We start from the raw sequence: 12,698 nt of genomic DNA on the forward strand, positions 1-12,698 counted from the left end.
GGGCTCACCGGCCCCTCGTTTTCATACGATGCGGGCATGCAAGAACAATCGGCGCAGAGCCGGTGGGAGCTCTGGACGCAGCGGCCGTTGCTGGCCCTCGCCGTGGTGTTCGCCGTCGCCTACGCCGTGCCGATCGTGGACACCTCGGCCGACCACGCGCTGACCACCGCCTGCACCGCGGTGGAGTGGGTGGTGTGGGGGGCGTTCGCCGCGGACTACGTGGTCCGGCTGGCGCTGACGTCCGACCGGCGGCGGTTCGTGCGGACGCACTGGCTGGACCTGTGCGCGGTGGTGCTGCCGCTGGCACAGCAGCTCAAGCTGCTGCGGCTGGTCTCGACGCTGCTGCTGGTGGGGCGGCGGGCGCGGATGGCCTCGCAGATCCGGATGACGACGTATGTCGTGGGGGCGGTCGTCGGGCTGCTGATGTTCGGATCGCTCGCCGTGCTGTCGGTCGAACGGGAGTCGCCGGACGGGAACATCCGCACGCTGGGTGACGCGCTGTGGTGGTCGTTCACGACGATGACGACCGTGGGGTACGGGGACCACGCGCCGACCACCGGACTGGGGCGGATCATCGCCGTCGGGCTGATGCTCTCCGGGATCGCGCTGCTCGGTGTCGTGACCGCGAACATCGCCGCGTGGTTCATCGCCCGGTTCGACAAGGACGACGTCGAGGAGCGCGCTCAGACCGAGGCGATCCTGGCCCTGACGCAGGAGGTACGGGCCCTGCGGGCGGAAGTGGCGGCGCTGCGGGACGGGCCCCGGGGGGCGCTGCCCCCCGGACCCGCGCCCGTGCCCACCCACCACCCGTCCCGGTAGCCCGGTGGGCCGGAAGCGAGACGCCGACGGGCGAGCGAGGCGCCGACGGGCGCTCTACAGCAGCCCGTTGCCCGTTCCTGCCGCTCCTGCCAGCCAGACGATCGCCAGCAGGGTGTCGATCGCGCCGAGGGCGACGGCGACCAGGGCCGGCACGGGACGGGGACCCGCCCAGCTGCGGCCCATGGCCAGCCAGCCGCAGACGATCGCCGCCGGGCCGAGGACGATTCCCAGCGCGAAGAATCCGGCGACCGCGCAGACGAGGCCGACGATGCCTAGCGTCGCGCTGTCCGGCCCGGTCCGTGACCCCATGCGGCCACGTGAGCGGGGGTACCTGCGCGTGCCGTTTCCGAAGCCGGCCATCGAACAACTCCCTGGATTCCGGGGATGTGTTGTTCTTCGGGTACCCGCGACACGCGGAACATTCCCCGCAGTTGCCGGGCAGTCGGCGCGCTGTCCCCCTCCGGCAGCGCGCCGCGGCCCTGGCCGCCCTCCCATCCGGAGGGCTTGACCCACTGTGACCTGTGGCGCGCCCCGGAGGCGAGGAACCTTTAGCGTTGTCACCCTGATAGGGGAAACTTGTTGAAGTTCCGTCAGATGTGACCCACGCCCGCGCCCGCCTCCGCGTTCTCGCCCCGCTTGGTCAGCAGCGCGACGAACACGGCGACGACCGCCACCCCGGCGGCGACCAGGGAGGCGAGGCTCATCCCGGAGATGAACGTGTCGTGGGCGACTTCCGTGATCTTCGCGGCGATCGCTTCGGGGGTGCCCTTCGCCACCGGCGCGACGCCGACCTGAACCGCCTCGGAGGCCTGGTCCAGCTGGGCGGGGGTGAGCTCGGGCAGGCCCGCGCCCGTCCAGTTGCCGGGCAGGTCGCCGTCGACCTTGGAAGCCATCACGGCACCCAGCACGGCCGTACCGAGGCTGCCGCCGATCTGCATGGCCGCCTGCTGGAGTCCGCCCGCGACGCCGGACAGCTCCATGGGGGCGTTGCCGACGATGACCTCCGTCGCGCCGACCATGACCGGGGCGAGGCCGAAGCCCAGCAGGGCGAACCAGATCGACATGAGACCGCTGCCGGTGTCCGTCTCCAGCGTGGACATGCCGTACATGGCGATCGCGGTGGCTGCCATGCCGCCCGCCAGCGGGATCCGCGGGCCCAGCTTGGTGATCGCCGCGCCCGCGAGCGGGGAGCCGACGATCATCATGCCGGTCAGCGGGAGCAGGTGCAGGCCCGCGTCGATCGGGCTCATGCCGTGCACGTTCTGGAGGTAGAACGTCACGAAGAACAGGCCGCCCATGAAGGCGATCGCCATGAGCACCATGAGGACCACACCCGCCGACAGCGGGACCGAGCGGAACAGCGCCAGCGGGATGAGCGGTTCCTTGACCTTGGTCTCCCAGAAGGCGAAGGCCGCGAAGAGCACCGCGGAGCCGACCAGGAACGCCCAGGTCAGGCCGTCGGCCCAGCCCCAGGTCGGCGCCTTGATCAGGGCCCAGACCAGGCAGAACATCGCGCCGGAGAGGAAGGCGATGCCGAGCAGGTCGAAGGAGCGCGGGGCGTTCTCGGCGCGGTGGTCGAGCAGGATCACCACGCCGAGGACCAGGGCGAGGGCGCCGACCGGCACGTTGATGAAGAAGACCGACTGCCAGTTGACGTGCTCGACGAGCACACCGCCGAGGATCGGGCCGCCGGCGGTGGACGCGCCGATGACCATGCCCCACAGGCCGATGGCCATGTTGAGCTTCTCGGCCGGGAAGGTCGCGCGCAGCAGTCCGAGGGCGGCCGGCATCAGCAGGGCGCCGAACAGGCCCTGGAGCGCCCGGAAGGCGACGACCGCGCCGATGCTGCCGGACAGGCCGATCGCGCCGGAGGCGGCGGCGAAGCCGACGACGCCTATCAGGAACGTCTGGCGGTGGCCGAAGCGGTCACCGAGCTTGCCCGCGGTGATCAGGGAGACCGCGAGGGCGAGGAAGTAGGCGTTGGTGATCCACTGGACCTCGGCGAAGGTGGCGCCCAGGTCGCTGGCGATGGCCGGGTTGGCGATGGCCACGATGGTGCCGTCGAGGGCCACCATCATGACGCCGACGGCGACGGTGATGAGGGTGAACCACGGGTGGCCGCGCAGCCCCTTGGCGGGCCGGCCGTCCGACGGGTCCGCCGGTGCCTTGCCGCCCGGTCCCGTCGCGTCGATGGTGGTCTGACTGGTCATGCGTTCGAGGTTAGTGACAGCCGCTGACAATTGACAAACGAGTTCATAAGTCGGTAACTGACACATCATGGAAACTCTGCGTGAGCGCAAGAAGCAGCGCACCCGGGACGCGCTGCTGCGCGCCGCGGTGGAACTGTTCACCTCGCAGGGATACGAGCGGACCACGGTCGACGAGATCGCCGCCGCCGTCGACGTCTCGCAGCGCACCTTCTTCCGCTACTTCGCGGGCAAGGACGAGGCCGCGCTCGCCCTGGTGGAGATGACGGTGGAGCGGTTCGTCGAGGCGGTGCGCGAACGCCCGCCGCACGAGCCGCCGATGGAGGCGCTGCGCCAGGCGGTGCTGGACGGCTGGCACTCGATCAACGAGGTCGTCGAGTCCGTCGTACCCGTGGAGCTGTATCTGCGCATGTACCGGGTGATCGAGTCGACGCCGGTGCTGCTCGCCGCGCATCTGCGGCGCTCGGTGGAGGTGGAGGAGGTCCTCGCGCGGGTGATCGCCGAGCGCGAGGGGCTCGACGTGGACGCCGATCCGCGGCCACGGCTCGCGGTGGCCGTGTTCAGCGGGGTGATGCGGGTGACGGAACGGCAGTGGACCACGGGCGCGGACTTCAGCCTGGACGGGATCCGCGCGCTGACGTCCCTCTATCTCGACGGGGTGGGTCCCGCCCTGCTGGGAGACTGGCGCGAGGCCTGAGGAAGGGACGCCCGACGTACGGGAACACCTGACGGACATAGAGGCGTAAAGACGTTTATGACCCATGCCACGCCCGCTGAAACGTGATCCCCGTCACTTGCGTCACCCGAGACCCTCTCGTTCTCCTAGTGTGTCCTTTCAGTGACTTCCTTCGACACCTCCCCGCAACTCAACGTCTGGCGCGCACTGGCCGCCCTGGCCGTGGTGTTCGTGATGCTGGCGACCACCGGCTGGACGGCCCTGCGCCACCAGCGGGAGACCACCGCCCTGCAGACCTCGCGCTCGGAGTGGGAGCACGGCCGGCTGGCCGGGCACCGGTTGCCGGACCCCGACTCCGCCCCCGCCCGGCTCACCCGCTTCTTCGCCTCGCTGACCGCCCCGCAGCGGACCGTGCTCGCGCACGACTATCCGCTCGCGGTGGGCAACATGAACGGCGCCCCCACCGAGCTGCGCTACCGCGCCAACCGGGTGGCGCTGCTCCAGCAGATCCGGCTCGAGCGCACCCGCATGCACGACAAGCGGCTCACGCCCTCGGGGCAGCAGCTGGCCGGCCGGCGCATGCACCGCTACGAGTCGATGAGCACCGCCGACCGGCAGATCCTCGCCTTCGACCCGGAGGGCTCCGGCCGGGTCGCCGAGGTGTTCGGCAGCCTGGACGAGGCCGAGCGGATCTCCGTCGTCGTCCCCGGCGTCGACACCGATCTGCTCACCTTCCAGCGCACGAACCGCAAGTACTCGGCGCCGGTCGGCATGGCCCAGGCCCTCTGGTCGGCCGAGCGCGAGGCGAGTCCCTCGACGCGTACGGCCGTGATCGCCTGGGCCGACTACACCTCCCCCGACGGCCTCGGCATCGACTCGGCCACCGCGATGCGCGCCGAGAGCGGCGCCGTCCGGCTGAACGCCCTGCTGACGGCTCTGCCGGGCAGTGCGCCCGTCTCGATGTTCTGCCACAGCTACGGCTCGGTGGTGTGCGGGGTCGCCGCGCACGCGATGCCGGACCGGGTGGCCGACATCGCGGTGGCCGGCAGCCCCGGGATGCGGGTGGAGAACGCGGCCCAGCTGGACACCGAAGCCCGGGTGTGGGCGATGCGGGACGCCGACGACTGGGTGCAGGACGTGCCGCACCTGGAGGTCGGCGGCCTCGGGCACGGCGAGGATCCGATGGCGCGGGAGTTCGGCGCGCGGGTGCTGTCGGCGCGGGAGGCCAAGGGCCACGGCGGCTACTTCGAACCGGGTACGGACAGCCTGCGCAACTTCGCCGAGATCGGCACTGGCGCGTACCACTTGGTGGAGTGCGCCCACGATGATGCCGCCTGCACAGTGGGTTTGTCCGATACGACAGAGGCCGGACGCGCGTAGAGACGCAGGAATTGCGGGGCGCGCGGGGAGGGGACGAAGAATGGGTGTCCCGCATACGATGAGCCGCATGGGTGACGTACTGGCCGGAATTCATGCCGCCTGGGAGTTCGATTCCGACTCCGTCCTCATCCGCTACGAGCGGGGGCTGCGCACGCCCAAGCTGCTGTCGGCACTGGGCGAACGCCGGATTCCACTGGCGGCCATCGGCCGGGTGACGCTGACCGCCGGCAAGCGTGGGACGGTCGTGCTCCAGGCGGAGCCGAGGCCGGGAGCCGATCCGCTGATGGAGGCGGCCGCGGGACAGCTCAAGGAAGGGTGCGACCCCTACCGGCTGGTGCTGCCCGCCGAACGGGAGACGCTCGCCGAGTACTACGCCGACGAGCTGCGGTCGCGGTTGACCGACTCCGGGCCGGCGGAACGGTTCCTGGTGGACGCGCCCGAGGCGCCGCTGTCGTTCAAGGCGTACGACGGCAAGGCCTCGTTCGACGGGCGCACCGTGCGGTTCCGGTGGTTCTGGACGGGAGCCTCGTCCGCGAAGTGGAAGGCCGGCGACCAGAGTTTCGCCGTGTCCACGCTGAGCGGGGTCGAGTGGCGCTCGCCCGAGGTGTTCGAGGGCCATCTGCGGCTGCTGCGCGGCGAGGCCGCTCCGGCCCAGGCCGACCAGGATCCGGCGGCCGTCGTCTTCGGGCTGGGGTACGGGCCGGTGCACGAGTCACTGCCGTTCGCGGCGGCGGTCCTCGCTGCGGTCCGCGGCCGCGGATCCGCGGCGGCGGTCCAGGCGGCGGCCGTCCCGGCAGCGACCGTGGTCGCGCCGCGCCGGGACCCCGCCGACATCGCCGAGCGGATCCGCCACCTCGGGGAGCTGCACCTGGCCGGGCTGGTCACCGACGAGGAGTTCTCCGCGAAGAAGGCCGAACTGCTGGCCGAGCTCTAGCCCTCGTCCCGGCCCCGGAGCTCACTCGCGGCCGGCGGAGGTGAACCTCATGTCCGGGTAGCGGTCGCCCGCCACCTTGCCGGCGATGGACTCCAGCAACGCCAGGTCGTCGGGCGTCAGTTCGATGGTCGTCGCCGCCGCGTTCTCCTCGACCCGGGTGGGCCTGCGGGTGCCCGGGATCGGGACCACCGACAGGCCGTGGACCTGGGACTGCCGCTGGACCCAGGCCAGGGCGATCTGGCCGGGCGTCGCCCCGTGGGCCTCGGCGACCGCCCGGATCGGTTCCAGGAGTGCCCCGTTGGCGACGGCGTTGTCGCCGGTGAAGCGGGGCTGCCGACGGCGGAAGTCGTCGGCGGTGAGGTCCTGGTCGGCGTCGGCGAAGGAGCCGGTGAGGAAGCCCCGGCCGAGCGGGGAGTACGCGACCAGGGTCACGCCCAGTTCGCGGGCCGCCGGGACCACCTGGGCCTCGATGTCACGGCTGAACAGCGACCACTCCGACTGCACCGCGGCGATGGGGTGGACCTCCTGGGCCGCGCGCAGTTCGGCGGCCGTCACCTCGCTCAGGCCCAGCTGCTCGACCTTGCCCTCGCGCACCAGTTCGGCCATCACGCCGACGGTGTCCTCGATCGGCACGTTCACATCGCGCCGGTGCATGTAGTAGAGGTCGATGACGTCGACGTCCAGCCGCTTCAGGCTCGCCTCGACGGACTGGCGGATGTAGGGCGCGTCGTTGCGGATGATCCGCCGGGTCGGGTCGTCCGGCGGGACCGCCAGGGCGAACTTGGTCGCGATCACGACCTCGTCGCGGTGGGCCTTGAAGAACGGGGAGAGGAACCTCTCGTTCTCGCCCGCGCCGTACGCGTCGGCCGTGTCGTACATCGTGACGCCCAGCTCCAGGGCGCGTTCCAGGGTGGCCCGGGACTCCTTCGCGTCGGTGGGGCCGTAGGCGAAGCTCATGCCCATGCAGCCGAGACCCTGGACGCCGGTCTCGGGGCCCTGCCCGCCGAGTCGTGCCGTCGGGATCCTGTGGTCGGTCATCGGGCGGTCCCTTCCGCTTCGTGGTACTGGACACCGGTGGCGTCCGCGTAGAACGTGATCTTCCGGTCGAGCACGGCGAGGGTGTCCTGGAGTTCGGCGATCCGGGCCCGGACGTCCCGCCGGGTCGCCTCCAGCAGCTCGTACCGCTCGCGGAACGTGTTCTCGCCCTCCCGCACCAGCTCGGCGTACCGCACCATGTCGGCGACCGGCATGCCGGTGAGCCGCAGCTTCCCGACGAGGTCGAGCCAGTCCAGGTCACGGTTGCTGTAGCGGCGCTGTCCGGTGTGCGAGCGGTCGATGTGGGACATCAGCCCGATCCGCTCGTACCAGCGCAGGGTGTGGGCGGTGAGGCCGGTGAAGGCGACGACCTCGCTGATCGTGTAGCTGTCCTGTCCGTCCGGACGGGGGTGCCGCGGGGGTGGCGCGGAGCAGACGTCCGGGGGGTTCGGGGTTTGTTCGATGGTCACGGGCGTGGTCTGCAACACCGTCATGGCCTCCACGCTATGGCCTTGGAGTGCGCTCCAAGCAAGCGGAAACGGTAAGAAAACCGGGGGACGCGGCCAGATCACGCTGGTGAGCGTGCGGGACACGGGCCGGCCGGGCCGGCGACCCGCGGGGGATCACCGGGTCCGTCTTCAGTAGGGTCGACGGCATGTCGCTCAAGAGCCTCGCGTCGATCGAGAACTGGCCGGTTCCCTCCGCCTCGGCGGGTGTCGTACGGGCCGACGGTACGGTCCTGGGGACCCACGGCCCGGCCGGCCGGCGTTTCCCGCTGGCCTCGGTCACCAAGCCGCTCGCCGCGTACGCCGCCCTCGTCGCGTACGAGGAGGGGGCGATCGAGCTGGACGAACCGGCCGGGCCGCCCGGGGCCACGGTCCGCCACCTCCTCGCGCACACCTCCGGGCTGGCCTTCGACGAGCACCGGGTGACGGCGCCTCCCGGCGAGCGGCGGCTGTACTCCAACGCCGGGTTCGAGCAGCTCGGCGACCATCTGGCGAAGGCGACGGAGATCCCGTTCGCGGAGTATCTGCGGCAGGCGGTGCTGGAGCCGCTGGGGATGACCGGCACCTCCCTGGAGGGCTCCCCAGCGAAGGACGGCGTCTCCACGGTCGAGGACCTGCTGCGGTTCGCGGCGGAGGTGCAGGCGCCCCGGCTGCTGGATCCGCGGACGGTGGCGGCGGCGATGACCGTGCAGTACCCGGGGACGAAGGGCGTGCTGCCGGGGTACGGGCACCAGAACCCCAACGACTGGGGGCTCGGCTTCGAGATCCGCGACTCCAAGTCGCCGCACTGGACGGGGAGTTCCTCCTCGCCGCGCACCTTCGGGCACTTCGGTCAGTCCGGTACGTTCCTGTGGGTCGATCCGGCGGCGGGCGTCGCCGGGGTCGCCCTCACCGACCGGGCGTTCGGGCCGTGGGCGGTCGAGGCGTGGCCCGCGTTCACGGACGCGGTGCTGGCCGAGCTGCGGGGCTGAGGGCTCCCGCCCCCGGCCCCGGGGCCGCCGCGCCCGGCGGATCCCCCCTGTCGGCGGATCCCCGCCGGCGACGGACGCCCGCTGTCGGCCTGAACGGCCTCGCCCTCAGACGCCGGACGGGCTGAAGATCCAGGCCAGCAGTTCGGCGCCCGTCACCCCTTCCGCCTCCAGGTCCTTCGCGTCCGTGATGCGGGCCGCGTCGCCCCGGCCCAACCGCTCGCCGTCCAGCAGGACTTCGCCGCGTACGACATGGACGTAGACGTGCGGCGCGTCCGGCACCGCCGTCCGCTCCCCCGCGCCCAGCCGCCGTACGTGCAGCATCGCGCCCGCCTCGGGGACGGCGTACGGGGTGGAGTCGGCGATGCCGCGGACCGTCTCGTAGGACGGGTCGCCGCCGGGTTCGAAGGGGGCCAGCCACATCTGGACGAAGGCCAGGGGCACGTCGGCGTCGTTGCGCTCCACGTGCCGTACGCCGCCCGCGGAGCTGAGCCGCTGCACGTCCCCGGGCCGGACCACGCTCTCGTGGCCGGCCGAGTCACGGTGGGTGAGCTCGCCCTCGACGACCCAGGTCACGATCTCGGTGTGGCTGTGGGGGTGTTCGTCGAAGCCGGCGCCGGGCGCGAGGCGCTCCTCGTTGCAGGCGATCAGCGGGCCGAAGCGGAGGTTGCCGGGGTCGTAGTGGGAGCCGAAGGAGAAAGCGTGCCGGGTGTCGATCCCGGCGGCCGGGTCCCCGCCTCGGTAGCGCTCGTCGGCGCGCCGTACGTCCATCACGCGTCCACGGTAGACCCGCCGCCGCCCGGGCGACGACCGTGGGACGACCGCGCGCCGCTCCCACCCGCGACCCGGCGGCGCACGCCCCCGTCCCGATAAGGCAGTCTTGTCCCGTGCCCGAACCCGAAACCAGTCACCCCGATCCCGCGGCGCACGCCGTCCACCCCCACCCCGCGACGCTGAAGCGGCTGGAGAAGTCCTCCGGAAGTCTCGCCGTCCAGGCCATCGCGCGGATGGACGAGACACTGTCGTGGTACCGGGCGATGCCCCCGGAGAACCGTTCCTGGATCGGGCTGGTCGCCCAGGCGGGCATCGCCGCCTTCACCGAGTGGTTCCGGCATCCCGACGCCCCGCAGGCCATCTCCACGGATGTGTTCGGGACCGCGCCGCGTGAACTGACCCGGGCCATCACGCTGCGGCAGACCGTCGAGATGGTGCGCACCACCATCGAGGTCATGGAGTCCGCGATCGACGAGGTCGCGGCCCCCGGCGACGAGAACGTGCTGCGCGAGGCGCTCCTCGTGTACGCCCGGGAGATCGCCTTCGCCACCGCCCAGGTCTACGCCCAGGCCGCCGAGGCACGCGGCGCCTGGGACGCCCGGCTGGAGTCGCTCGTCGTGAACGCCGTGCTGAGCGGTGAGGCCGACGAGGGGGCGGTGAGCCGGGCCGCCGCCCTGGGGTGGAACGCGCCCGAGCATGTGTGTGTGGTCCTCGGGACCGCGCCCGACGGTGACTCCGAGCTGACCGTCGAGGCGATCCGGCGGGCCGCGCGACACGCCAAGCTCCAGGTCCTCACCGGGGTGCTCGGCTCCCGGCTGGTAGTGATCGCCGGTGGCAGCGACAACCCGCTCGCCGTCGCCAGGTCGCTGATCGGGCCGTTCGCCGCGGGATCCGTGGTGGCCGGGCCCGTCGTACCCGACCTGCTCGCCGCGACCCGGTCCGCACAGGCCGCCGCGGCCGGGCTCAAGGCCGGTTCTGCCTGGCAGGACGCCCCCCGGCCGGTGCTGGCGGACGATCTGCTGCCGGAGCGCGCGATCGCCGGTGATCCCGGTGCGCGTGAGCAGTTGGTGGAGGAGATCTACAGACCGCTCGAAGAGGCCGGGTCCGCGCTGCTGGAGACGCTCGCCGTCTATCTCGAACAGGCGTCCAGCCTCGAAGGGGCCGCACGGATGCTCTTCGTTCATCCGAACACCGTGCGCTACCGGCTTCGACGTGTGACTGACGTCACCGGTTGGTCACCCTCGGATGTACGCTCCGCGTTCACGCTCCGGATCGCGCTGATCCTGGGGCGCCTGGTCGACGGCGATCCCCAGACCTAGGCTTTTGTCGGGGCTCCACAAAACCCCCTGCCGTTCTTCGTCCCTGTCCCCACGGGCGGCTTTGGCCGTCCACAAGAGAGAGTGTGAGAGTGCTCGTACTCGTCGCTCCCGGCCAGGGCGCCCAGACGCCCGGCTTCCTGACCCCCTGGCTCGAACTCCCCGGTGCCGCCGCCCGCGTCGCCGCGTGGTCGGACGCCATCGGCCTGGACCTCGCCCACTACGGCACCCACGCCGACGCGGACGAGATCCGTGACACCTCGGTGGCCCAGCCGCTGCTGGTGGCCGCCGGAATCCTGTCCGCCGCGGCGCTCGGCGACATCTCCGCCGTCGCGCCCGGCGCCGTCGCCGGCCACAGCGTCGGCGAGATCACCGCCGCCACCTTCGCCGGAGTCCTCGACGACACCGCCGCGCTGACCCTCGTACGCAAGCGCGGCCTGGCCATGGCGGACGCCGCCGCGATCACCGAGACCGGGATGTCCGCGCTGCTCGGCGGCGACCCCGAGGTCTCCGTCGCGCACCTGGAGAAGCTGGGGCTCACCCCGGCGAACATCAACGGCGCGGGCCAGATCGTCGCGGCGGGCACGCTGGAGCAGCTCGCCGCGCTGAACGAGGACAAGCCCGAGGGCGTCCGCAAGGTCGTCCCGCTGAAGGTCGCGGGCGCTTTCCACACGCGCCACATGGCCCCCGCGGTCGAGACCCTCGCCAAGGCCGCCGTGGAGCTCACGCCGGCCGACCCGAAGATCCGTTACGTCTCCAACCGGGACGGGCAGTCCGTCGCCACCGGCGCCGAGATCCTCGAGCGGCTGGTCGGCCAGGTCGCCAACCCGGTCCGCTGGGACCTGTGCATGGAGACCTTCAAGGAGCTCGGCGCGACCGCGCTGATCGAGGTCTCCCCCGGCGGCACGCTGGTCGGCCTCGCCAAGCGCGCCCTGCCCGGTGTGAAGACGCTGGCGCTGAAGACCCCCGACGACCTCGACGCCGCTCGCGAGCTCATCGCCGAGCACGGCGTCGCCTGAGGAGCCCTGATGGCGAAGATCAAGCCCAGCAAGGGCTCCCCGTACGCACGCATCCTCGGAGTCGGCGGCTACCGGCCCGTCCGGGTCGTCCCCAACGAGGTGATCCTCGAGACGATCGACTCGTCCGACGAGTGGATCCGCTCGCGCTCCGGCATCGAGACCCGGCACTGGGCGAACGACGAGGAGACCGTCGCCGCCATGTCGGTCGAGGCGTCCGGCAAGGCCATCGCCGACGCCGGGATCACCGCCCAGCAGATCGGCGCGGTGGTCGTGTCGACCGTCTCGCACTTCAAGCAGACGCCGGCCGTCGCCACCGAGATCGCCGACAAGCTCGGCACGAACAAGGCCGCCGCCTTCGACATCTCGGCCGGCTGCGCGGGCTTCGGCTACGGCCTGACCCTCGCCAAGGGCATGGTGGTGGAAGGTTCCGCCGAGTACGTGCTCGTGATCGGCGTCGAGCGGCTGTCCGACCTGACCGACCTGGAGGACCGCGCGACGGCCTTCCTGTTCGGCGACGGCGCGGGCGCGGTCGTGGTCGGCCCTTCCAAGGAGCCGGCGATCGGCCCGACGGTCTGGGGCTCCGAGGGCGACAAGTCGGAGACCATCAAGCAGACCGTGCCGTGGACGGACTACCGCGACGGCGAGGTCGCCAAGTTCCCCGCGATCACGCAGGAGGGCCAGGCGGTCTTCCGCTGGGCCGTCTTCGAGATGGCGAAGGTCGCCAAGGAGGCGCTGGACGCCGCCGGCATCACCGCCGAAGAACTCGACGTCTTCATCCCGCACCAGGCCAACGAGCGGATCATCGACTCGATGGTGAAGACTCTCAAGCTGCCGGAGTCCGTCATGGTCGCCCGTGACGTACGCACCACCGGCAACACCTCGGCCGCCTCGATCCCGCTCGCCATGGAGCGGCTTCTGGCGACCGGCGAGGCGAAGAGCGGCGACACCGCGCTCGTCATCGGATTCGGGGCGGGTCTCGTCTACGCCGCCACTGTCGTTACCCTCCCCTAGGCACTCCGTGCCGGATCATCCGGTCCGGTGCGGGAGACACCCCATGCCACACC

The 12,698-nt window shown here is 71.7% G+C and carries 13 protein-coding genes; 8 read left to right on the forward strand and 5 right to left on the reverse strand.

The window, feature by feature from the left end; all coding sequences use genetic code 11:
- Window positions 1–36 precede the first annotated feature (36 nt).
- Window positions 37–819 carry a potassium channel family protein gene (locus ABT070_RS02075; protein ID WP_351753324.1) on the forward strand — a complete coding sequence of 261 codons (783 nt, stop codon included), beginning with the start codon at window positions 37–39 and terminating at the stop codon, window positions 817–819.
- 54 nt (window positions 820–873) lie between these two features.
- On the opposite strand, the gene ABT070_RS02080 is transcribed toward ABT070_RS02075, so the two are convergent.
- A complete protein-coding gene (locus tag ABT070_RS02080) occupies window positions 874–1,179 on the reverse strand; it encodes a small hydrophobic protein (RefSeq protein ID WP_351753326.1) in 306 nt (101 codons plus the stop codon).
- Window positions 1,180–1,409: 230 nt separating this feature from the next.
- Entirely contained in the window at window positions 1,410–3,029 is a 1,620-nt protein-coding gene (locus ABT070_RS02085) for an MFS transporter (protein ID WP_351753329.1), read from the reverse strand.
- A gap of 67 nt (window positions 3,030–3,096) precedes the next feature.
- Here ABT070_RS02085 and ABT070_RS02090 point away from each other — a divergent pair, with 67 nt between their 5' ends.
- The 3 genes from ABT070_RS02090 to ABT070_RS02100 all read left to right on the forward strand — a co-directional run bounded on the left by ABT070_RS02090 (window position 3,097) and on the right by ABT070_RS02100 (window position 6,016).
- Entirely contained in the window at window positions 3,097–3,723 is a 627-nt protein-coding gene (locus ABT070_RS02090) for a TetR family transcriptional regulator (protein ID WP_351753332.1), read from the forward strand.
- 141 nt (window positions 3,724–3,864) lie between these two features.
- Window positions 3,865–5,082 carry an alpha/beta hydrolase gene (locus tag ABT070_RS02095; RefSeq protein WP_351753335.1) on the forward strand — a complete coding sequence of 406 codons (1,218 nt, stop codon included), beginning with the start codon at window positions 3,865–3,867 and terminating at the stop codon, window positions 5,080–5,082.
- Window positions 5,083–5,140: 58 nt separating this feature from the next.
- Complete coding sequence (locus ABT070_RS02100) at window positions 5,141–6,016, forward strand: DUF4429 domain-containing protein (RefSeq protein ID WP_351754404.1); 876 nt, start codon at window positions 5,141–5,143, stop codon at window positions 6,014–6,016.
- Between the two features lie 21 nt (window positions 6,017–6,037).
- Here ABT070_RS02100 and ABT070_RS02105 read toward each other — a convergent pair whose 3' ends face one another.
- Window positions 6,038–7,054, reverse strand: a complete 1,017-nt coding sequence (locus ABT070_RS02105) for an aldo/keto reductase (RefSeq protein WP_351753338.1) — start codon at window positions 7,052–7,054, stop codon at window positions 6,038–6,040.
- Complete coding sequence (locus tag ABT070_RS02110; RefSeq protein WP_351753341.1) at window positions 7,051–7,545, reverse strand: MerR family transcriptional regulator; 495 nt, start codon at window positions 7,543–7,545, stop codon at window positions 7,051–7,053. The genes ABT070_RS02105 and ABT070_RS02110 overlap by 4 nt, the downstream gene beginning before the upstream one ends.
- Before the next feature lie 161 nt (window positions 7,546–7,706).
- Here ABT070_RS02110 and ABT070_RS02115 point away from each other — a divergent pair, with 161 nt between their 5' ends.
- A complete protein-coding gene (locus ABT070_RS02115) occupies window positions 7,707–8,528 on the forward strand; it encodes a serine hydrolase domain-containing protein (RefSeq protein WP_351753344.1) in 822 nt (273 codons plus the stop codon).
- Window positions 8,529–8,633: 105 nt separating this feature from the next.
- Here the strand turns inward: ABT070_RS02115 and ABT070_RS02120 are convergent, their stop codons facing one another.
- On the reverse strand, window positions 8,634–9,296 hold the full coding sequence (locus ABT070_RS02120; RefSeq protein ID WP_351754407.1) for a pirin family protein: 663 nt from the start codon (window positions 9,294–9,296) through the stop codon (window positions 8,634–8,636).
- 116 nt (window positions 9,297–9,412) lie between these two features.
- Between ABT070_RS02120 and ABT070_RS02125 the strand changes: the two genes are divergently transcribed.
- The 3 genes from ABT070_RS02125 (at window position 9,413) to ABT070_RS02135 (ending at window position 12,645) form a co-directional block, all read left to right on the forward strand.
- Window positions 9,413–10,618: a PucR family transcriptional regulator gene (locus tag ABT070_RS02125; protein WP_351753347.1), complete on the forward strand. Its 1,206-nt coding sequence runs from the start codon at window positions 9,413–9,415 to the stop codon at window positions 10,616–10,618.
- Window positions 10,619–10,707: 89 nt separating this feature from the next.
- Window positions 10,708–11,634, forward strand: a complete 927-nt coding sequence (locus ABT070_RS02130; protein ID WP_351753350.1) for an ACP S-malonyltransferase — start codon at window positions 10,708–10,710, stop codon at window positions 11,632–11,634.
- Window positions 11,635–11,643: 9 nt separating this feature from the next.
- Window positions 11,644–12,645 (forward strand): ketoacyl-ACP synthase III, encoded by a 1,002-nt coding sequence (locus ABT070_RS02135; protein WP_351753352.1) that lies wholly within the window; start codon window positions 11,644–11,646, stop codon window positions 12,643–12,645.
- Window positions 12,646–12,698 lie beyond the last annotated feature (53 nt).

It is taken from the genome of Streptomyces sp. NPDC002884, from assembly GCF_040295245.1.
In the GTDB taxonomy this organism is placed as follows: domain Bacteria; phylum Actinomycetota; class Actinomycetes; order Streptomycetales; family Streptomycetaceae; genus Streptomyces.

Bases quoted from the DNA above. Each gene is read 5' to 3' on its own strand.
- ABT070_RS02075 (WP_351753324.1), top strand. From the start codon at position 37: ATGCAAGAACAATCGGCGCAGAGCCGGTGGGAGCTCTGGACGCAGCGG.
- ABT070_RS02080 (WP_351753326.1), bottom strand. From the start codon at position 1,179: ATGGCCGGCTTCGGAAACGGCACGCGCAGGTACCCCCGCTCACGTGGC.
- ABT070_RS02085 (WP_351753329.1), bottom strand. From the start codon at position 3,029: ATGACCAGTCAGACCACCATCGACGCGACGGGACCGGGCGGCAAGGCA.
- ABT070_RS02090 (WP_351753332.1), top strand. From the start codon at position 3,097: ATGGAAACTCTGCGTGAGCGCAAGAAGCAGCGCACCCGGGACGCGCTG.
- ABT070_RS02100 (WP_351754404.1), top strand. From the start codon at position 5,141: ATGAGCCGCATGGGTGACGTACTGGCCGGAATTCATGCCGCCTGGGAG.
- ABT070_RS02105 (WP_351753338.1), bottom strand. From the start codon at position 7,054: ATGACCGACCACAGGATCCCGACGGCACGACTCGGCGGGCAGGGCCCC.
- ABT070_RS02110 (WP_351753341.1), bottom strand. From the start codon at position 7,545: ATGACGGTGTTGCAGACCACGCCCGTGACCATCGAACAAACCCCGAAC.
- ABT070_RS02115 (WP_351753344.1), top strand. From the start codon at position 7,707: ATGTCGCTCAAGAGCCTCGCGTCGATCGAGAACTGGCCGGTTCCCTCC.
- ABT070_RS02120 (WP_351754407.1), bottom strand. From the start codon at position 9,296: ATGGACGTACGGCGCGCCGACGAGCGCTACCGAGGCGGGGACCCGGCC.
- ABT070_RS02135 (WP_351753352.1), top strand. From the start codon at position 11,644: ATGGCGAAGATCAAGCCCAGCAAGGGCTCCCCGTACGCACGCATCCTC.